Origin of the sequence: Clostridium beijerinckii, from assembly GCF_036699995.1 — a bacterium.
Lineage (GTDB): Bacteria > Bacillota > Clostridia > Clostridiales > Clostridiaceae > Clostridium > Clostridium helianthi.
This window is the reverse complement of the sequence record NZ_CP144906.1, coordinates 2,901,169-2,922,527: the sequence shown is the minus strand read 5'-3', so window position 1 is coordinate 2,922,527 and position 21,359 is coordinate 2,901,169. Positions and strand designations below refer to the sequence as shown.

17 protein-coding genes are annotated in these 21,359 nt (G+C 31.3%); all 17 read left to right on the top strand.

What is annotated here, in order from left to right; translation table 11 throughout:
• Positions 1 to 119 precede the first annotated feature (119 nt).
• The 17 genes from PZA12_RS13515 (at position 120) to rfbC (ending at position 21,352) form a co-directional block, all read left to right on the top strand.
• Complete coding sequence (locus tag PZA12_RS13515) at positions 120 to 1,268, top strand: LegC family aminotransferase (protein ID WP_078115490.1); 1,149 nt, start codon at positions 120 to 122, stop codon at positions 1,266 to 1,268.
• A gap of 20 nt (positions 1,269 to 1,288) precedes the next feature.
• Positions 1,289 to 2,335 (top strand): sugar phosphate nucleotidyltransferase, encoded by a 1,047-nt coding sequence (locus PZA12_RS13510; RefSeq protein WP_078115491.1) that lies wholly within the window; start codon positions 1,289 to 1,291, stop codon positions 2,333 to 2,335.
• Between the two features lie 105 nt (positions 2,336 to 2,440).
• Positions 2,441 to 3,154, top strand: coding sequence for a cytidylyltransferase domain-containing protein (locus tag PZA12_RS13505; protein WP_078115492.1), 714 nt, complete (start codon positions 2,441 to 2,443; stop codon positions 3,152 to 3,154).
• Between the two features lie 263 nt (positions 3,155 to 3,417).
• Complete coding sequence (locus tag PZA12_RS13500) at positions 3,418 to 4,362, top strand: hypothetical protein (protein WP_078115493.1); 945 nt, start codon at positions 3,418 to 3,420, stop codon at positions 4,360 to 4,362.
• A gap of 277 nt (positions 4,363 to 4,639) precedes the next feature.
• Entirely contained in the window at positions 4,640 to 6,061 is a 1,422-nt protein-coding gene (locus PZA12_RS13495; protein ID WP_078115494.1) for a glycosyltransferase, read from the top strand.
• A gap of 219 nt (positions 6,062 to 6,280) precedes the next feature.
• Positions 6,281 to 8,107 carry a DNRLRE domain-containing protein gene (locus PZA12_RS13490; RefSeq protein WP_206490905.1) on the top strand — a complete coding sequence of 609 codons (1,827 nt, stop codon included), beginning with the start codon at positions 6,281 to 6,283 and terminating at the stop codon, positions 8,105 to 8,107.
• 171 nt (positions 8,108 to 8,278) lie between these two features.
• Positions 8,279 to 10,813: a DNRLRE domain-containing protein gene (locus tag PZA12_RS13485; protein WP_206490903.1), complete on the top strand. Its 2,535-nt coding sequence runs from the start codon at positions 8,279 to 8,281 to the stop codon at positions 10,811 to 10,813.
• A 185-nt stretch (positions 10,814 to 10,998) separates the two neighbouring features.
• Positions 10,999 to 12,072 carry a glycosyltransferase gene (locus tag PZA12_RS13480; RefSeq protein ID WP_078115496.1) on the top strand — a complete coding sequence of 358 codons (1,074 nt, stop codon included), beginning with the start codon at positions 10,999 to 11,001 and terminating at the stop codon, positions 12,070 to 12,072.
• Between the two features lie 276 nt (positions 12,073 to 12,348).
• Complete coding sequence (locus tag PZA12_RS13475; RefSeq protein WP_078115497.1) at positions 12,349 to 13,488, top strand: glycosyltransferase family 61 protein; 1,140 nt, start codon at positions 12,349 to 12,351, stop codon at positions 13,486 to 13,488.
• A 68-nt stretch (positions 13,489 to 13,556) separates the two neighbouring features.
• Positions 13,557 to 15,182, top strand: coding sequence for a glycosyltransferase (locus PZA12_RS13470; RefSeq protein ID WP_078115498.1), 1,626 nt, complete (start codon positions 13,557 to 13,559; stop codon positions 15,180 to 15,182).
• A 357-nt stretch (positions 15,183 to 15,539) separates the two neighbouring features.
• Positions 15,540 to 16,217: an acetyltransferase gene (locus PZA12_RS13465; protein WP_077837632.1), complete on the top strand. Its 678-nt coding sequence runs from the start codon at positions 15,540 to 15,542 to the stop codon at positions 16,215 to 16,217.
• Between the two features lie 11 nt (positions 16,218 to 16,228).
• Positions 16,229 to 17,140, top strand: coding sequence for a hypothetical protein (locus PZA12_RS13460; RefSeq protein ID WP_077837631.1), 912 nt, complete (start codon positions 16,229 to 16,231; stop codon positions 17,138 to 17,140).
• A 22-nt stretch (positions 17,141 to 17,162) separates the two neighbouring features.
• Entirely contained in the window at positions 17,163 to 18,149 is a 987-nt protein-coding gene (locus PZA12_RS13455) for a GNAT family N-acetyltransferase (RefSeq protein ID WP_078115499.1), read from the top strand.
• Between the two features lie 18 nt (positions 18,150 to 18,167).
• Complete coding sequence (locus PZA12_RS13450; RefSeq protein ID WP_077837629.1) at positions 18,168 to 18,575, top strand: sugar 3,4-ketoisomerase; 408 nt, start codon at positions 18,168 to 18,170, stop codon at positions 18,573 to 18,575.
• A gap of 11 nt (positions 18,576 to 18,586) precedes the next feature.
• A complete protein-coding gene (locus PZA12_RS13445) occupies positions 18,587 to 19,681 on the top strand; it encodes a DegT/DnrJ/EryC1/StrS family aminotransferase (protein WP_078115500.1) in 1,095 nt (364 codons plus the stop codon).
• Between the two features lie 190 nt (positions 19,682 to 19,871).
• Positions 19,872 to 20,759, top strand: coding sequence for a glucose-1-phosphate thymidylyltransferase RfbA (gene rfbA, locus PZA12_RS13440; RefSeq protein ID WP_078115501.1), 888 nt, complete (start codon positions 19,872 to 19,874; stop codon positions 20,757 to 20,759).
• A gap of 17 nt (positions 20,760 to 20,776) precedes the next feature.
• Positions 20,777 to 21,352 (top strand): dTDP-4-dehydrorhamnose 3,5-epimerase, encoded by a 576-nt coding sequence (gene rfbC, locus PZA12_RS13435; RefSeq protein ID WP_078115502.1) that lies wholly within the window; start codon positions 20,777 to 20,779, stop codon positions 21,350 to 21,352.
• Positions 21,353 to 21,359 lie beyond the last annotated feature (7 nt).

Below are 21,359 nucleotides of genomic sequence, written 5' to 3'. Positions count from 1 at the left end.
ATTACGGCTAATACTCTTACAATATTTTTAGAATTATTATGAAGAATTATTTTTGTAATATATATAAAATACAATTGAAAATATATTAAAAATATAAGAAAAAGTTTGGAGATGAAACCATGATACCGCTATCTGTACCCAATTTAAAAGGAAATGAAGAGAAATATGTAGTAGATGCTATTAGAAGTGAGTGGGTTTCTACATCTGGGAATTATGTAAGTAAATTTGAAAATAATATAAAAAGCTATCTAAATGTGAATAATGCAATTGCATGTCAAAGTGGTACTGCTGCAATTCATTTAGCATTATTGTTATCAGGAGTTACAAATAATAATGAAGTTATTGTTCCGACCCTTACATTTATTGCAGCTGTTAACCCAGTTAAATATTTAGGCGCAGATCCAGTATTTATGGATTGTGATGATAGCTTAAATCTAGATTATTATAAGCTTAAAGAGTTCTTAGAAACTCAATGCATAATGACTGAAAATGGGTTAAAAAATAAATTAACTAATAAAATAATAAAAGCAGTTATAGTTGTACATGTCTTCGGAAATATGGCTAACATTGAAAAAATTATTGAATTAACTAAAAAATATAATTTAAAGTTAATAGAGGATTCTACCGAGGCTCTAGGAACCTACTACCTTAGCGGAAAATATAAAGGAAAATTTGCTGGAACAATAGGAGATTTTGGAGCTTATTCATTTAATGGAAATAAAATAATAACTACTGGTGGTGGTGGACTTTTAGTATCAAGATCATCTGAGGATATAAAAAAAGCCAAGTATCTATCAACACAAGCGAAAGATGATGAATTGTATTACGTGCATGATCATATAGGGTACAATTATAGAATGACTAATCTGCAAGGCGCTTTGGGAGCAGCACAGCTTGAAAAAATAGAAGAATTTATTAATATAAAAATTAGAAATTATGAGTTATATAAATCAAAAATGAGCATTATAAAAGGATTAACTCTTTTGGATTACAATAATGAAGCCAGAAACAATCATTGGTTTTATTCATTAGTTATAAATGATTTTAAATTAAATAGAGATCAGTTATTGAAGTATTTATCACAAAATAAAATTCAAACTAGGCCTATTTGGAAATTAATACACACTCAAAAACCATATCTTGATAATCAATCTTATAAAATAGAAAAAGCTAATCTATATTATAATAAAATATTAAACATTCCATGTAGTACCAACTTAAAAAAAGAAAGCATAGAATATATCATAAACACGTTGAAAAAAGCGTAAATAACTCAAGGAGTGTTCTTATGAATATTCAAACTCTTTTTATAAGTAGAGATACATCTATAACAAAAGCAATCGAAAAATTAACTAAAACCGCTAAAAGGGTTCTTATAGTAACGGAAAGTAATAAATTAATTGGAGTAGTTACAGATGGGGATATAAGAAGATGGATTTTAGCAAATGGAGACTTATCATCATCAATAAATAATATAATGAATACCGCTCCAATATATTTAACTAAGGAAAATATAAATAAAGCAAAAGATATTATGAAAAACTATTCTATTGAAAGTATACCAATAGTAAACAAAGAAAAAGAAGTTATAGACATAATATTTTGGAATGATTTATATGACAATATATCTGATTATACTGAAACTATTAATATCCCAGTGGTTATCATGGCAGGCGGAAAAGGTACAAGATTATATCCATATACCAAAATTATTCCAAAAGCACTCATTCCTATTGGAGATATACCAATAATCGAAAGAATAATAAATAAATTTTTAGAATTTAAATTTAAAGATTTTTATATTACTATAAATGATAAAAAGGAAATAATGAAGGCTTATTTTAATCAGAAATTACCATATAGTATTTCACTAATAGAAGAAGAAATTCCCCTTGGCACGGCAGGAAGTTTGAGTATATTAAAGGATAAATCATTAAGTACTTTTTTTTTAAGTAATTGTGATATATTAGTTGATGCCAATTATACAAGGATCTTAGAAAGCCATAAAAAGAATAATAATAAAATAACAGTTATTACTGCCTTGAAAAATTATGTAATTCCATATGGAGTTTTTAACCTAAGTGAAAATGGAGATATAAAGTCAATTAATGAAAAACCAAACTATGAATTCTGGGTTAATACAGGCATGTATATTATAGAAACAGATATATTAAAGTATATTCCTGAAAAATCATATTTTGACATGACAGATTTAATTAAAGAGTGTTTGTTAAATGGAGATAAGGTGGGTATATATCCTATAAGCGATAAGAATTGGCTTGATATGGGTGAGTTTAAAGCAATGAAAAACATGATGGAAAGATTAGATATATAGGCTATATATGTTCGTGTATAACTTGTCATCAGTTTTCAATTATATAAGAAAATTTAGTGGTATTTTACCATAGAATCATTAATTTATTATTTGTGAGGATATTATATGCGTGAAAAAGTTTTAGCCATAATACCAGCAAGAAGTGGATCTAAAGGAATTAAGGATAAAAATATAAAGAATTTAAACGGTAAACCATTAATGTCTTACACTATAGAAGAAGCAATTAAAAGTAAAGTTTTTGAAGATGTAATCGTATCTACTGATTCAGAAAAGTATAAAAAAATAGCTGAAGAATATGGAGCTTGGGTTCCATTTTTGAGGGAAAAAAAATTAGCAGAAGATACATCAACCACTATTGATGTAGTAGAAGATGTATTATTAAAATTAAAGATTATAGGAAAAGAATATGATGCTTTAATGATATTACAACCAACGTCGCCACTAAGAGATAAATATGATATTAGAGGAGCTCTTAAATTATTTTGTGAGAAAAAAGCGAACTCTGTAGTTAGTATGTGTGAATGTGATTATCCTCCGCAATTAACTAAAAGGTTAAATGATGAAATGAAGTTGGACGGATTTTTATCAAATATAAAGAAAATAAGAAGACAAGATCTTGGAAAATTTTATAGGTTAAATGGAGCAATTTATTTAATCAAGATTCAATACTTCTTAAAATATAAATATATCTACCAAGAAAATAGCTACGCATTTATCATGGATAAGAAAAAGTCAATAGATATCGATGATTTAGATGATTTTCAATATACTGAATTTTTAATGCATAAAAATCACTTCCATATAAATAATTGTAATTGAAAAAAGTGTTTCAAGTTGATTTTTATAATTTGAAGCACTTTCTTACTATAACTAGCTTTTGAATTTTAGTTTTTACCAATCAAAAACAAATAATCTATTATTTATATTTCTAGTTTAATGAATTTATGTATTATTTTTAATAATACGAAAAAACACTATTATTTGATGGAAACATATATATATCTATTTCATACAATAAAGTAGAAAAAGATGGAATATCATCGAACTTAATGACAAATTTCAATACAAGGAGGATATAAATTATGTCTGAAATAAGAAATTGTGTTACTACAGCACAATGTCAATCAGTTGGATCAACAATGGAATGTTGTACTAATTGCCAATCAAATATGCAGGATAACTGTAGCTGTGAAGGATGCGGTCCAATAGGTGTAAGTTGTGGAAGTATAGAAGATGCAGTATGTCTACCAATTCTAGCAGAAGAATTATTTGATTCTGTAATTAGTGAAAAAGAAGATATAGGATCATTAACTAATCTTACTTTTACTTTAGATAGTCTTAATCCTAATTTAGTTGCAGGTCAACTAGTATGTATTCAACAAATAGGAATTAGTTATGATTTTATAGGCTTAGCAGAAACAGTTCCTGTTAATAGTCAAATTGTAATTAATGGACAAACATTTACACTTACACCATCATCATTATTTAATGTTAGTACTACACCTGGTACTGCTATAAATCTATTTGATGAATTGAATGGAACTATAACTTTGCAACCACCTTGCTGCTGTAACACTCCAACTCAACCAGGAACAAGATTTAGAACAATCGAAAGAAATAGGGCTTTCCAAGTAGCTAATTTACGTATAGTTGCAAGTGGAGTAATAGGCTGCAATAGATTTACTGCTACAGCTGTTACAACTAACTTAGCCCAACCAGGAACAGATGCTATACCACTTAGCGTTTTTGGTATAACTAATATGGTGTTTACAGGAAGAATTTGTTGGCCTAATAACAGAAATAGAATGACTTTAACTGATAGCTATACTCCTAATTTATCAGTTGACTGTATAGTTCCAACAAGTAATTTTATTGCACCAACAGCTGGAGGCGCTGGAACTTTCACAGCTAATATAGATCTTTCATTTATAGTTGATAGAAGATTATATGTAAGCAGTAGAGAACCAGTAGCAGTCTTTACAACACCTAATGCTGTTATAATAAAAAATGGAGAAATTATAGGATAGGTGTGTAATCAGCTTTTTTATTTAATATAGTTCTATATTATTACCGCTCATATAAATTATGATTATGATTGAAAATATTAATTTAATATTTTCATTGTGATAAATGGTTATCTTAAAATAACATTAAGTTTAAGATAACCATTTTACAATTAGTATTATTTCTAACAATACATATGAAATTTATCACAAATATATAACCAATAAATTTAAAGAATTTAAATTTATTGCTGTATAAAAATTTATAAATAATAACTTTGCTAAAGGAGATATGGATTTGATGTTTGAGAATAGAAAAACTTCAATAATAATTTTAACCTATAACAATATTAATTATAATCGTATTTGTATTGAAAGTATTAGGAAATATACAGCCGCTGGAACCTATGAAATAATCATTGTAGATAATAATTCTACAGATGGAACCAAAGAATGGCTTAAGGAACAAAATGATATTAAACTTATTTTAAATGATGAAAATGTTGGTTTTCCGAGAGGATGCAACCTTGGAATAGAGGCAGCTGAAAAAGATAATGATATTTTATTATTAAATAATGACACAAAGGTATCTCCTAAATGGCTGGATAATCTTAAAATATGTTTATATAGTGATGAGTCTATTGGTGCAGTAGGGCCTATAACTAATAATTGTTCAAACTATCAAGGCATTAATGTACCTTATATTACTATTGACAATATGATTGAATTTGCAAGTAATAATAATATTTCCAATCCTAAAAGATGGGAACAAAAACCAAGATTAATAGCCTTCTGTATGCTAATAAAAAGGATGGTTATTGATAATATTGGAAACTTAGATGAACGCTTTACTCCTGGAAATTTTGAAGATGATGATTTATGCATGAGAATAATAGATGCTGGATATAAACTTATGGTTTGCAATGATAGTTTTATACATCATTTTGGCAGTACTTCATTTAAAAAAGATTTTACTAGCTTTAACAATGCATTAATTATTAATGCTCAAAAATTCGAATCAAAATGGGGATTTAATTCTAATAATAGTAGCAGTATAAAATTTGATATAGTAGGACAAATAAATGAGCCAAATGAAAAAGAATTAAATATCCTTGAATTTGATTGTGGATTAGGCGCTACATTATTTAGATTAAAATATATGTATCCTAATTCCAAGATATATGGAATAGAAACAAATGAAACTATAGCAAAGATATGTGGGAAAATGATTGAAATAATGGTGGAAGATTTTGAAGATATATACACCATGAAATTTAATGAAAATAAATTAAACTTTTTTGATTATATAATTATAGGAGATAGACTTCAGTTAAGCAAAGACCCATGGAAACTACTGAAAGAGTTAAAAAACTTTTTGAAGCCCGGAGGGTATATAATAGCTACAATCTCTAATATAATGCATTATTCGGTGATCAAAGAATTACTAAGGGGACGTTTTGTGTATAATAAAAATTCAATATTAAATGTAAGAAATTTCAATAAGTTTTTTACATTGGGTGACATACATGAAATATTCAAAGAAAGTGGATATGTAAACCCTTATGTATTTCATTATTATACAGAGATACCACAAGAAGATAATGAATTTTTAAATAATCTTTGCAGTATCATCGGAAATGATATGAAGGAATATTTTCTTTCATATGAGTATGTTGCAAAATTCCAGAAAGATATTAATGATATAAATAGTAATATTCGGTAATAGTTAGACCAACTTAATTAATTTCTAGATATTTATTAAGTTGGTATTTTTATTATGTAATTTAATGATAACGTAATTCATTATGCAGTACATTTTAAATACTCTATTTAGCAACGTGTGTCAAATGATATTTGTTTTACATATATTATAGTAGCTAAATTTATTTTGTATAAATAAATACAAAAGATAAACAAAGATAAAAAGTAAGGAGATGGTGGGATGCCTACTATATTTATAAGTCCTACAGATGATGCATTTATATCATTGTTAAATCCAAATGCTAATTTTGGTTTATCAGGTGACTTATTTACAGGCATGTTTATTCAGGTTGGCGACGTATATAGAAGCTTACTAAAATTTGATCTATCGAGTATTCCTCCAGGAAGCTATGTTTCAAACGCTTCACTAGATTTGTTTGTTTATAGAAATGATGTACCAGATTCGGCGCAATTACCACAAACTGTTCGAGTATATACAAATTCAAGTAATTTTACAGAAAATACTGTTACGTGGAATAATGCACCTATAGCTAATTTTACACCAGATTCTATAATTATTACTGATGGAGATGTTGGAAATCATATTAATATTGATATAACTGACATAGTAAATGGATGGATAAACGGATCTATACCAAATAACGGTATAACCTTAATAGGTATAGAAAATTTAATGGATACTATCATAGGATATTTCTCTAAAGATTGGCCATTACAAACACAGAGGCCTTTCTTAAGTGTAACGTTTGCTCCATCAGGGCCAACAGGAGCAACTGGCCCAGGACCTACTGGACCTACAGGTCCTACAGGACCAACTGGAAACACTGGAGCAACAGGACCTACTGGTGCTACTGGTGCTACAGGACCTACTGGTGATACCGGAGTTACAGGTCCAACTGGAGATACTGGTGTAACAGGACCTACTGGCGAGACTGGTGCAACAGGACCTACTGGTGATACTGGAGTTACAGGACCTACTGGAGACACTGGAGCAACAGGACCTACTGGAGATACTGGTGCTACAGGACCTACTGGTGATACCGGAGTTACAGGTCCAACTGGAGATACTGGTGTAACAGGACCTACTGGTGATACTGGAGTTACAGGTCCTACTGGAGACACTGGAGCAACAGGACCTACTGGTGATACTGGTGCTACAGGACCTACTGGTGATACTGGAGTTACAGGTCCAACTGGAGATACTGGTGTAACAGGACCTACTGGAGACACTGGTGCAACAGGACCTACTGGTGATACTGGTGTAACAGGACCTACTGGCGACACTGGAGTTACAGGACCTACTGGAGACACTGGTGCTACAGGACCTACTGGTGATACCGGAGTTACAGGTCCAACTGGAGATACTGGTGCAACAGGACCTACTGGTGACACTGGAGCAACAGGACCTACTGGTGATACCGGAGTTACAGGTCCAACTGGAGATACTGGCGCAACTGGACCTGCTGGCGACACTGGTGCAACTGGACCTGCTGGTGATACTGGCGCAACTGGACCTGCTGGCGACACTGGTGCAACTGGACCTGCTGGTGATACTGGCGCAACTGGACCTGCTGGTGACACTGGTGTAACTGGACCTATCGGAGATACTGGCGCAACTGGACCTATTGGACCTACTGGTGCTGGATTAGCCGCAGATGGGTATGTATATGAACTTGCAACAATACTTGCTGCAACTGTTGCAGCTGGAGCAGATATACCATTTTCTAATAATGGACCTTTAAGTAATATAACTCATGTACCAGGCACAACAACAGTTATTGTACCAATTGCTGGTGTTTATGAGGTTAACTACAGTGCTAGCATAACTGCAGTAGTTGGAGCTCAAATTGCTATTGCTGTAAATGGTACAGTTGATGCATCTACTCCTATTTCAGCTCTTGTCGCAACTGGAGAACTCTCAGGAAATGCTATCTTAACTCTTGCTGCTGGAGACGTAATTACTTTGAGAAATAATTCGGCGTTAGCTTTAACATTAGCTTTAGCACCATCAGTTGGAGCACAATTAACCCTTAAGAAATTAGATTAATTTATAAAAATCCCCCTCTGCATTTATGCAGAGGGTTTTTAATTTGACACTTAAAATAATAGTACTTTAACCATAAGTGTCAAAAAACTCTATTTTACATATATTATAATAGCGCTATCTATCATGAATAAATTAATAACAAAAGAAAACGTAAAATAAGGAGATGGTGGGATGCCTACTATATTTTTAAGCCCTACAGATGATGCGTATATATCGCAGCTGAACCCTAATGCAAATTTCGGGCTATCAACTGATTTATTTACAGGCATGTTTGTTCAAGAAAATGATGTTTATAGAAGTTTATTAAAATTTAATTTATCTAGCATTACTCCGGGAAGCGCTATATCAAATGCTTCATTGAATTTATTTGTATCTAGAAATGATGTACCAGATTCAGCACAAATACCTCAAACTGTTCGAGTATATCTAAATACAAGTGATTTTACTGAAAATACTGTTACGTGGAATAATGCGCCTATAGCTAATTTCACTCAATATTCAATAAATATAAACAGTGGAGATGTTGGTAACTATGTTAGCATAGATATAACTGATTTAGTTAACGGATGGATAAATAACACAATTCCTAATAATGGAATAACTCTAATTGGAATAGAAAATATAATTGACACTATTATAGGATATTTTTCTAAGGAATGGCCATTACAAACACAAAGACCTTTCTTGAGTGTAACAATTTCTTCAGAAGGTCCAACCGGTGCAACAGGTCCTGGTCCAACTGGAGCAACTGGACCTGCCGGGCCTACAGGACCTACTGGCGACACAGGAGCTACAGGTCCAACTGGAGACACTGGCGTAACCGGACCTACAGGTGACACTGGAGTTACTGGACCTACCGGAGACACTGGTGTAACAGGTCCGACTGGTGACATCGGAGCAACTGGACCTACAGGAGACACTGGAGTAACCGGACCAACCGGAGACACTGGTGTAACTGGACCTACAGGAGATACTGGCGTTACAGGACCTACTGGAGATACTGGTGTAACAGGACCTACAGGAGATACTGGAGCAACAGGTCCAACTGGAGTTACTGGACCTACCGGAGATACTGGAGTTACAGGTCCAACCGGAGATACTGGAGTTACTGGACCTACAGGAGATACTGGAGCTACAGGTCCAACTGGAGACACTGGAGCAACAGGTCCTACTGGAGATACTGGTGTAACAGGACCTACAGGTGACACTGGAGTTACCGGACCTACTGGCGATACTGGTGTAACAGGACCTACAGGTGACACTGGAGCAACAGGTGCTACTGGTGACACTGGAGTTGCTGGACCTACCGGAGATACTGGTGTAACAGGACCTACAGGTGACACTGGTGTAACTGGTGATACTGGAGTTACAGGTCCTACTGGAGATACTGGTGTAACCGGACCTACTGGCGACACTGGAGTTACAGGTCTTACTGGAGATACTGGTGTAACAGGACCTACTGGAGATACTGGTGTAACCGGACCTACTGGAGATACTGGTGTAACCGGACCTACTGGCGACACTGGAGTTACAGGTCCAACTGGAGATACTGGAGTTACTGGACCTACTGGAGATACTGGTGTAACAGGACCTACTGGAGACACTGGAGCAACAGGTCCTACTGGCGATACTGGTGTAACAGGACCTACTGGTGACACTGGTGTAACTGGTCCAACTGGTGATACTGGAGTTACAGGTCCTACTGGAGATACTGGTGTAACCGGACCTACTGGCGATACTGGTGTAACAGGACCTACTGGAGATACTGGAGTTACAGGGTCTACAGGTGACACTGGAGTAACAGGACCTACAGGTGACACTGGTGTAACCGGACCTACTGGAGATACTGGTGTAACCGGACCTACTGGCGACACTGGAGTTACAGGTCCAACTGGAGATACTGGAGTTACTGGTCCTACTGGAGATACTGGCGTTACAGGACCTACTGGTGACACTGGAGCAACAGGACCTACTGGCGATACTGGAGTAACTGGACCTACAGGCGACACAGGAGTTACTGGACCAACCGGTGATACTGGCGTTACAGGACCTACAGGTGACACTGGAGCAACAGGTCCAACTGGAGACATCGGAGCAACAGGACCTACTGGAGACACTGGAGCAACTGGTCCAACTGGTGATACTGGAGTTACTGGACCTACTGGTGATACTGGAGTTACTGGACCAACTGGTGACACTGGCGTAACTGGACCTACTGGAGATACCGGAGCTACAGGTCCAACTGGAGATACTGGAGTTACAGGACCTACAGGTGACACTGGAGTTACAGGACCAACTGGTGCTACTGGTGCACCACAATTGAACTTTAATCAAATAGCTGGTGGAATTGCTGTATATCCTCCTATTAACACAGAGGTATCTGTAGTAGCAGTAAGCGTTCCAACAACTGCTGGTGAAAATATTAAAATTGATTATGCTCTTGCAGTAGAGTCTGTTACTACAGCAAATTCAACTGAAACTTTTGAAGCTAGATTATATCGTGATGGTACTTTGATTACAACTAGAATTATTGAAAGAACAATAGTATCAGCAGCAACTCAGCGTTTCAGTATTAGTAATACTTTTGTCGATACAGCAGTTATAACTGGAGCAACAACTTATGATGTTCGAGTTATCTATACAACAGCGACAAATGTTACTTCCGCTGCAGCTTTTAATAGAAATATAAACACTATAACCTTTTAATAATATTTGATTTTCAGGATGCTCTTTAGAGCATCCTCTTTTTAAAACAACTAGAAATTTACATTAGTCATACCGTTATCAAAATTACTTAATGCTGTCTTGCAAAATTTTTAATGGCTTTATAATTGTGTCAAAATGATTTTGTATCCATATTATATACTGTGAATTTTTTTGGAGGTGATTACTTGATAACAGTTAGTTTTTGTATGATAGTAAAAAACGAGGAAGATACAATCGGTCGCTGCTTAGATTCAATCAAAGATGTAGTTGATGAAATAATAATTGCTGATACTGGATCTACTGATAAAACCAAAGAAATATGTAGTAAATATACATCAAATGTATATGACTTTAAATGGATAGATGATTTTTCAGCTGCAAGAAATTTTTCTTTTAGTAAAGCATCTAAAGATTATATTCTTTGGTTAGATGCAGATGATGTATTGCTTCCAGAAGATGCAGAAAAATTTAAATCTCTAAAAGAAACTTTAGATACTTCTGTAGATTCTGTAACTGCAAAATACAATATAGGTTTTGATGAATATGGAAATGTGACCATGAGTTATAGGCGCAATAGATTAGTTAAAAGAGAAAATAATTTTAAATGGATAGGATTTGTTCATGAGTATTTACAAGTAGCAGGAAATATAATCAATAGTGACATTGCAATAACTCATAAGAAATTAAAACAAACTCCTAAAAGAAATCTTGATATATATAAAGGAAAGTTAAAAGAAGGATTAGAATTTACACCAAGAGATACTCTTTATTATGCTAACGAATTATATGATCATAATATGTATGATGAAGCGCTTAAATATTATAATAAATTTTTGGATTTAAAACAAGGTTGGTTTGAAGACAATATCAGAGTTTGTGGTAAAATATGTGATTACTATCAATCAGTAAACAAAGTGGAAGATGCACGAAAATATGCTTTTAAAAGCTTTGAATATGATACCCCTAGAGCTGAAGCCTGCTGCAAAATTGGTTTTTCTTTTTTACACGAAAGGAAATATAAACAAGCAGCTTTTTGGTATGAAGAAGCTACAAAGCTTGAAAAGCCAAAAGATAGCTGGGGATTTTTTAACGATGCATGTTGGACATGGCTACCACACCTACAATTATGTGTTTGTTATGATAAATTAGGAGATCATAAGCTTGCATATGAGCATAATGAAATTGCTGGTAAATTTAGACCTAATGATAGGCGTATATTATATAATAAAAAATACTTCAAAGATATTGGTGTTTCTTAAAAAACTAGAAGTGCAGAGCTCGTTTTGTTTAGCCTGCACGATTTTTTTAAGGTAGTTAAATTAATATAGGTTGAACATACTTTATAAAATTCTACTCTAACACTACATTCACATAATCTTTATAATAATTAGAGTTATGTAACAAATAAACATTAATCTTTATAAAATAATAATATAATAGATTTTTTTAGATGAAATTTTGGATGTAGAAGTTTTAATAGATAAATTAAACAAAAAAACAAATGAATTTCATAAAATTGAAAGGTGGCTTAATTAATGTGTGTTCAAAAAATACTAAATAATATTACCTGTAAAGAATACTGTAGTAATCATAATTTTAAATATTCTCCAATAAAAGAAGCTCATCCTCAAAGAGTCTATATACCAAATTATATCAATGAGATTAGTACCAGCAATTCTATATATGTAAATTTTCCCGAAATATATGTTGCAGAATTAAATAATGTAAAATTAATTGGCGGCAACTATATAATTTTTGATGATAATAATTACTGCATTTATGACTTACCATTTATGGATAGTGAAAATAAGTTTGATTTAAGATGCCATGAGACAATTGCTGTAAATAAAAATAACACTGTTATTTGCTATAACGAGACTGGTGAAACCATTGAAGAAGGAATAATGCTACTATCAGGTTCATCTTATAATTACTCTCATTTTCAATTTGAAGTGCTATCTAAACTTTGTCTTATTAACGATATTAATGAATATAATGATATGCCAATAATAATAGATGATACTTGTCTTAGAGTACCACAGTTTCAAGAAGAATTGCAAATGTTAAATAAACAAGGCCGAAAAATAATTCCTTTAGCAATGGGATATAGTTATTCTATAAAAAAATTGATAGTTATTTCAGATTTAGGAGTTTATCCATGCAATATTAAACCAGACTTCTTATTAAAATATCAAGATGTTGTACTTGATGATTTAGCTGTTAAACCTATAAATAAAAACCTAGCAATTGAGAGTAGTAATATTCATAGAAAGTTATATATCTCTCGAAGCCAGTCACCTAATTCTAGATTGCAAAATCAACCAGCAGTTGAGAATATTTTTAGGTCATTCGGATTCGAAATAATATTTCCAGGATCAATGTCTTTCCATGATCAATTAAAAACTTTTTCAGAAGCAGAAGTTATAGCCGGTGAATCAGGTTCTGGACTTACCAATATTATTTTTGCTAATAAAAATGCAAAGGTTATATTTATTCAACCAAAGGTTATTCAATCACCATGGTATTCTAATATTTCTGGCATATTAGGATTAAAGACCTATTTTTTGGATGGATTTCTTTATGGAAATTCACACTCACAATACTATCAAAGTGGTTTTGTTGTAGATGAAAATTACCTTAAAGACTTTTTGTATAGATTAAATTTAAGTAAATAAACCCGATTTTTCATTTAAATGAATACTATATAAATAACTTTAAATAAATACAAAGTAAGGAGAGGTTATTGGTAAGAAAAATGAAAAAAAATAAAGTAGCATTTATTACTTGTGTTAATAACGAGGAACTATATAAAAAAAGTTTGTCTTATATTAATAAACTCAAAATCCCTGAAGATATAGAAATCGAATTTATAGCCATGAGAAATTCTAAAAGCATAGCCTCAGCATATAATGAAACTATTCAAAAAAGTGATTCTAAATATAAAGTTTATCTTCATCAAGATGTTTATATTCAAAATACAAATTTTGTTGAAGATATTTTAAGCATTTTCAATAGTAATCAAGATATAGGTCTAATAGGTGTAGTTGGTGCAAAAGTTATACCAGTGTCTGGAGTTTGGTGGGAAGATCCATGCAGGGTAGGAAAAGTTTTTGACAGCCATAGAGGTTCAATGGAACTTCTAAGTTTTAATGAATTTAGCGAACCATATACAGATGTCAAGGGTATCGATGGGCTTATAATGATAACTCAATACGATATAAAATGGAGAGATGATCTTTTTGATGGGTGGCATTTTTATGATCTTTCACAAAGTACTGAATTCATTCAAAAGGGATTTAAAGTTGTAGTTCCAAATCAAAAAATACCTTGGTGCATTCATGATTGTGGTTATGTAAATACAGCAAATGGATTTGAAGAATATAAGAATATATATTTAGATAATTATTCTAAATATATATTCCCTTTAGTTAGCATACTGATACCAGCCTATAATCAAACAAACTACCTTAAAAAAGCTCTTGATTCAGCACTAAATCAGAGCTATAGGAATACAGAAATCATAATATGCGATGATAGTACAACTAATGATGTACAGAAGTTTGTTGAAGGATACAAATTAAAAACAAATAAAATAAAATATATAAATAATGGTGGTCCATCCGGTCAGAGAGGAAAAGTTAACCTTGGTAAATGTCTTTCAGCTTCATGTGGAGAATATATAAATTTTTTATTGCATGATGATGTATTTAAGTTAAATAAATTAGATAGAATGATGAATTATTTTCTTTATGACAATACACTTACACTTATTACGAGCTATAGAAAAATGATCAATGATAAGGACGAATACCTTAATGATAACTTTAGAACAGTACGGCAATATCCTTATGATATTCGTCTAACAGGTGAAGAAGCAGGAAGAAAAATTCTATTTTCAATGATTAATTATATTGGTGAATTAAGTACAGCAATATTTAAAAGAGACGCAATAGACAGCGACCTTACCAAACACAGTATAATTGATTATGATAGCAATGAAATATACTGTCTTGGTGATATATCTTTATGGTTAAAATTATTAAGAAAAGGGAATATGATTTATATCGCTGAGCCTCTAAGCAATCTTAGAATTCATAATTCACAAAATACTCAAGATAAAATTTTGACTTTTTGGGCTGCAATAGACTTTTTTAACATTATTATTTCATCTTATGAAAGTAAAGCTTTTATAAGAACTAGAGATGAATTATTAATAATCCTAAGAAAATGGTTCAAAGAATACTCTAATTTTTTAACTAGTTTCAGTGAAGAATTTAATAATAAATCTGAAAAGAATAGAGAGATAATTATTCTTAAAGAGGAATATATAAGGTGCTACACTAAATTCATAAATATATTATTTGAGTAGTTTAACAATAAATAATTTAAAAATATCAACTCAAAACTAATTTTCTTAAATCCACATAAAAGTTGATACAAAATTTCTATATATATATTGCAAAAATAATTCTTCATCATGATTCTAAAAATATTGCAAGAATTTTATCCGTAATTGTGAATTGCAATATATATTTTAATTTTCACTAGGCTTTAGATAATAAGTTTTATTTAAGGCCTATTTCCATGTTTTATATTACTAAATAAAGTTAGGTACACTTTATTTTAAACGCGCATAGTATGTTTGTATAATGGAATTTTACAAAAAGTTAAGATTCCTATAAGAAGCTTAATATAAATTATGTAAGTATATAAAGGAAGTAATAATATGGATAAAAATAAGAAATTGGTTATAATTGGTGATGGAGAATTTGCAGAAATTGCTTATGAGTATTTCACTTATGATTCACCTTATACAGTAGAAGCTTTTGCTGTAGAAAAGCAATTTATTACTCAAAAAAGCCTTTTCGGATTACCTGTTATAGCTTTTGAAGAAATGGAGCAAACCTATTCCACTAAGGAATATGAAGTATTCACAGCTATAACATTTACAAACTTCAATAGAGTTCGAACTCGTCTTTATAATGAAGCTAAGCGTAAAGGATATAGTTTTGCCTCTTATATTAGTTCGAAAGCTTTTGTATGGAGAAATGCAAAAATAGGTGAAAATTCCTTTATTTTTGAGGATAATACTATTCAATACAATGTTGAGATTGGGAATAATGTAGTGCTTTGGAGCGGAAATCATATTGGTCACAGGACTAAGATAAAAGATAATTCTTTTATAAGTTCCCATGTAGTTGTTTCTGGTTATTGTGAAGTTGGTGAAAATAGTTTTCTTGGTGTTAATTCTACCTTTGTTAACAACGTATCTATAGGGAAAAACTCATTTGTAGCAGCTGGAGCTCTCATAACAAAGAACTATGGAGATAATTTATTTTTAAAGGGTAGTCCTGCAAAACCAGATAGTAAAAGTTCTTTAGAATTATTTAATATAAAGGAATAGGGGGAATAAAATTGAAGTGGGAAAAGAAAGGAATTATCTATAGCCTAGATGGTAGTAGTACTTGGGCTAAAAATTCTACACTACAGCCAACTCCATTATTATTAAATGATGATACTATTAGAATTTTTGTTGGGCTTAGAGATGATAAAGGAGTAAGCAGAGTTGGATATGTTGACGTAGATGCTAATAATCCTAAAATAGTAAAAAAAGTTTCAAAAGAACCTTTGTTAGATATAGGTTTGCCAGGAACTTTCGATGATAATGGTGTGGTTCCTTGTGCTGTTATAAGAAATGAAGGAAAAATACACTTATACTACGCAGGGTATCAAGTAGGTTACCATGTAAGAATGATGATATATTGTGGGCTAGCTATAAGTGAAGATAATGGTAATAGTTTTAAAAGATATAGTAAAGTCCCAGTCCTCGAGAGATGTGATGATGAACTTTTATTTAGAGTAATTCATTCAGTTGTTAAAGAAGATGGTAAATGGAAAGTTTATTACGGCGGAGGTAGTTATTTTAAAGAGGGAAAGAAAAAGACACTTCCATTATACGATATTAGATATATGGAATCCGAGGATGGTATAAACTTTGTAGGTTCTGGAGATGTAATTATAGGAACACAAGGTGATGAATATAGGGTTGGAAGACCTTATGTTATTAAGGATGAGGATATATACAAAATGTTTTTCTGTGCAGGAAGCGAAGATTTGACTTATAAATTAGCATATGCAGAATCATTAGACGGAATAAACTGGACAAGAGATGATGATAAATTAAATATTTCTTTGTCTTCATCAGGATGGGATTCACAAATGATGGCATACCCATCTGTAGTTAAATATAATGATAAGACGTATTTATTTTACAATGGAAATAACTATGGCTATGATGGATTTGGATATGCAGAATTAATTAAATAATTTTAGGAAGTGAGTCACTCACATGAATTTATCAGTAGAAAAATTTAATAATGATAATGAACAAGAATGGGATAAATTTATAGAGAATAATAGTGTGAATGGAACTTTTCTTCAAAGCAGAAATTTTTTAAACTATCATAAAGATAGATTTAAAGATCATTCTTTAATAATAAAAAAAGGGACGAGTATAATTGCATTAATCCCTGCATGTGAAATAGTTGAAGATCAAAAAAAAGTATTTTATTCCCATAGAGGAAGTACTTTTGGAGGAGTTGTAATTAATAAAAACTTTAATAACATTAATCATATTGATAATCTTTTTAAAGTTTTAGATTATTATTTAATCCAAAATAGTTTTGATGAAATAATTCTTAAAAGTACCTCCGAAATATTTTGCAGCGGAAATATGAATTTATTAGATTACTTTTATTTTAAATATAATTATGAAAATTATACTGAGTTAAGTTTATATATTGATTTTGATAACTATTCACCTGTTATAGAAAATAACTTTTCTGCATCTAAAAGAAGGGATTTGAAATACAGTTTGAAATACAATTTAGAATTTAGAACACTAGAAACTGATGATGAAGTAGATGATTTTTATAATTTATTATTAAAATCACTTGAAAAGCATAATACAAAACCTGTACATTCACTAGAAGAATTGCTAGATTTCAAAAATACAAGGTTTAAAGATATTGTTAAATTCTATGGAGTATATTATAAAAACAATTTAATAGCAGGCAGCATGGTATTTAACTTTAATAATAATGTTTTCCATACTCAATATCTTGCTTCTGACTCTCTTTATTCTAGTTATTATCCTATGAATTTTCTAAATTATAATCTAATTAGTCAAGCTTATCTAAACAAATTCAAATTTTTTTCTTTTGGAATAAGTACTGAAGATAAAGGAAAATTTCTCAATACTTCTCTAGCTCAATTTAAAGAGGGGTTTGGGACTGTAGGTGCTATTAATCGTACCTATTATAAAGAATTAAAATAACAACTCTGAGGTGATGAAATGTATAATTGTTCTCTATTTAAATTTCTTAATATAGGTAGTAAATATGGGAACTTAACACCGATTGAGGGACTTGTTGATATTCCGTTTGATATAAAACGAATATATTATATTACAAAAGTTCCTCAAGATATATCAAGAGGTTTTCACGCACATAGGAAACTTCATCAAGTATTAATATGCCTTAATGGCTCTGTAAAAATAAAAGTTAAATCTCCAAAAGAAGAAGCTGAATTCACATTAGATAATTCAGCGGTTGGGCTATATATCGGCCCATATATTTGGAGAGAAATGTATGATTTTAGTGAAGGTGCAGTTCTTTTAGTTCTTGCATCAGATTATTATAATGAAGACGACTATATACGAAATATAGATTTTTATATGAAAGAAGCTTTTAATAGATATTAAGAAGGGGTTTTATGGAAGTACCATTTTTAAATTTTGAACCAATGCACAATGAAATAAAAGATGAAATTTTAAATGTTTTTGAGAAAATATATGACAATAACTGGTTTATTTTGGGACCATATGTGGAAGCCTTTGAAAAAGAGTTTTCTAAATATTGTGGTGCTAATTATTGCATAAGCTGTGGAAATGGCTTAGATGCACTTTCAATTATTTTAAGAGGATATGATATTGGTGAAGGTGATGAAGTAATAGTTCCAGCAAATACTTATATTGCCACTGCATTAGCAGTTTCATATGTTGGGGCTAAAGTTATTCTTGTAGAACCTGATATCAATACTTTTAATATAGATGTAACTAAAATTGAAGCAGCTATTACTAAAAAAACTAAAGCAATAATTGCTGTTCATTTATATGGTAGACCAGCAGAAATTGATAAAATAAAACCATTATGTAAAAAATATAATTTAAAACTAATAGAGGATTCAGCTCAAGCTCACGGTGCAATATATAACGGACAAAAAGCTGGGAATCTTGGGGATGCTGCAGGATTTAGTTTTTATCCAGGAAAAAATTTAGGAGCACTAGGTGATGGCGGAGCGATTCTAACTAATGATAAGGAGTTAGCAGAAAAAGTTCGAGCTATTAGAAACTACGGATCTAAAATAAAATATTATAATGAATACAAGGGCGTTAATTCAAGACTAGATGAAATTCAAGCAGGATATTTAAGCATAAAACTAAAATCTCTTGATAAATGGAATTCTTATAGGCAAAAGGTGGCCAAAGTATATTTAGAGAAAATTACTAACAATAAATTAATTCTTCCTAATATAGATTTAGCAACTGATTCTATATGGCATGTATTTGCACTGCGAACAGAATTTAGAGATGAATTAGTAACTTATTTAAATTCTCATGGAATTAGTACTGTAATTCACTATCCAATACCTATACACCTTCAGAAAGCGTACAAGGAGTTAGAATATAAAGAAGGAGACTTTCCATTGGCAGAATGTATCTCTAAGACAGTACTAAGCATACCAATATGGTATGGGATGACTAATGAAGAAATAAATTATGTAATAGATATTTTAAACAAATGGTAATATAGCCATATTATTTATGAAAGAATAGTAAAAGCAACTTGTTAAACAGCATTTTCTAAAAGAGAAGGAAATGCTGTTTTCTAACTTTATGAAATTAGAAAGTAACTATATGCTTAAGTTTTTCATAACATAATTAATAAACAAAATTATCCTAGTTAATGTAATAACTAAGATATTGTGGGGGATTAAAATGAGAGGAATTATTTTAGCAGGTGGTAGTGGAACACGCCTGTATCCATCAACAAAAGCAATGTCAAAACAAATGATACCAATATATGATAAACCAATGATTTATTATCCAATGTCAGTTTTAATGCTTTCAGGAATAAGAGATATTTTAATTATCTCAACATCTAGAGATATAGTTAGTTTTAAAGAATTATTTAAGGATGGAAAAGATCTAGGATTAAATATTGAGTATGCAGTTCAAAAAAATCCTAATGGACTTGCAGAAGCATTTATTATTGGAGAAAAATTTATTAAAGATGATAATGTAGCAATGGTGCTTGGTGATAATATTTTTTATGGCCAAGGCTTTTCAGATATTTTAAAAAAAGCTGCAAGCTTAGAAAACGGAGCATATGTGTTTGGATATTACATTCAAAATCCAAAAGCTTTTGGAGTTGTTGAGTTTGATAGTAATGGAAAGGTTATCTCATTAGAAGAAAAACCTGAAAATCCAAAATCAAAATATGTTGTTCCAGGTCTATATTTTTATGATAATACAGTAGTTGAAAAAGCAAAAAAGTTAAAACCATCGGCAAGAGGAGAATTAGAAATAACAGATTTAAATAAAGCTTATTTAGAAGAGGATTCATTAAAAGTTCAATTGTTAGGTAGAGGTATGGCTTGGCTTGATACAGGTACACATTCAGCGATGCTTCAAGCATCTAATTTCGTTGAAACAATTCAAAATACTCAAGGCATATATATAGCGTGCCTCGAGGAAATAGCCTATTGTAAGGGTTGGATAACAGCAGAAAAGGTACTAGAAATTGCTGAGACTCTAAAAAAGACTGGATACGGAAAATATCTAATCGATGTAGTTAAAAGTATTGAATCGAATACTAAATGTTAGTAAATAAGAGGTGAAGTATGGGAAATTTCAAATTTATTGAAACCAAGATAAGTGGAGTTTATGTAATAGAACCAAAGATTTTTGGAGACAATAGAGGCTATTTTATGGAAACTTATAATAGAAAACATTTTGAAGAAGTAGGACTTAATATGAATTTTGTCCAAGATAATGAATCAAGATCCACTAAAGGAGTTTTAAGAGGACTTCATTTTCAGAAAAGGCATAGTCAGGGAAAACTTATTAGAGTAAGTAAGGGTGAAGTTTTTGATGTAGCTGTTGATTTAAGAAATGGTTCAAAAACATACGGCAAATGGGAAGGAATCATTTTAAGTGAAGAAAATAAAAAGTTATTTTATATTCCAGAAGGTTTTGCACATGGATTTTTAGTACTTTCTGATGAAGCTATATTTAATTATAAGTGTACAGATTTTTATGCACCCGAGTACGAAGAAGGTATCAAATGGAATGATCCTGATATAAATATTTCATGGCCTTTAGACAAAGTTAATAATGTAATTTTATCAGAAAAAGACAAAGGTAATATAGGTATAAGCGAGATAGATCTAAGGGAATATCCAGATTATAATATCTAGTTAAAAG

Excerpts from the sequence above, each read along its gene's own strand:
- PZA12_RS13515 (WP_078115490.1), top strand. The coding sequence starts at position 120 with ATGATACCGCTATCTGTACCCAATTTAAAAGGAAATGAAGAGAAATAT.
- PZA12_RS13510 (WP_078115491.1), top strand. The coding sequence starts at position 1,289 with ATGAATATTCAAACTCTTTTTATAAGTAGAGATACATCTATAACAAAA.
- PZA12_RS13505 (WP_078115492.1), top strand. The coding sequence starts at position 2,441 with ATGCGTGAAAAAGTTTTAGCCATAATACCAGCAAGAAGTGGATCTAAA.
- PZA12_RS13500 (WP_078115493.1), top strand. The coding sequence starts at position 3,418 with ATGTCTGAAATAAGAAATTGTGTTACTACAGCACAATGTCAATCAGTT.
- PZA12_RS13495 (WP_078115494.1), top strand. The coding sequence starts at position 4,640 with ATGTTTGAGAATAGAAAAACTTCAATAATAATTTTAACCTATAACAAT.
- PZA12_RS13490 (WP_206490905.1), top strand. The coding sequence starts at position 6,281 with ATGCCTACTATATTTATAAGTCCTACAGATGATGCATTTATATCATTG.
- PZA12_RS13485 (WP_206490903.1), top strand. The coding sequence starts at position 8,279 with ATGCCTACTATATTTTTAAGCCCTACAGATGATGCGTATATATCGCAG.
- PZA12_RS13475 (WP_078115497.1), top strand. The coding sequence starts at position 12,349 with ATGTGTGTTCAAAAAATACTAAATAATATTACCTGTAAAGAATACTGT.
- PZA12_RS13465 (WP_077837632.1), top strand. The coding sequence starts at position 15,540 with ATGGATAAAAATAAGAAATTGGTTATAATTGGTGATGGAGAATTTGCA.
- PZA12_RS13455 (WP_078115499.1), top strand. The coding sequence starts at position 17,163 with ATGAATTTATCAGTAGAAAAATTTAATAATGATAATGAACAAGAATGG.
- PZA12_RS13450 (WP_077837629.1), top strand. The coding sequence starts at position 18,168 with ATGTATAATTGTTCTCTATTTAAATTTCTTAATATAGGTAGTAAATAT.
- PZA12_RS13445 (WP_078115500.1), top strand. The coding sequence starts at position 18,587 with ATGGAAGTACCATTTTTAAATTTTGAACCAATGCACAATGAAATAAAA.
- rfbA (WP_078115501.1), top strand. The coding sequence starts at position 19,872 with ATGAGAGGAATTATTTTAGCAGGTGGTAGTGGAACACGCCTGTATCCA.
- rfbC (WP_078115502.1), top strand. The coding sequence starts at position 20,777 with ATGGGAAATTTCAAATTTATTGAAACCAAGATAAGTGGAGTTTATGTA.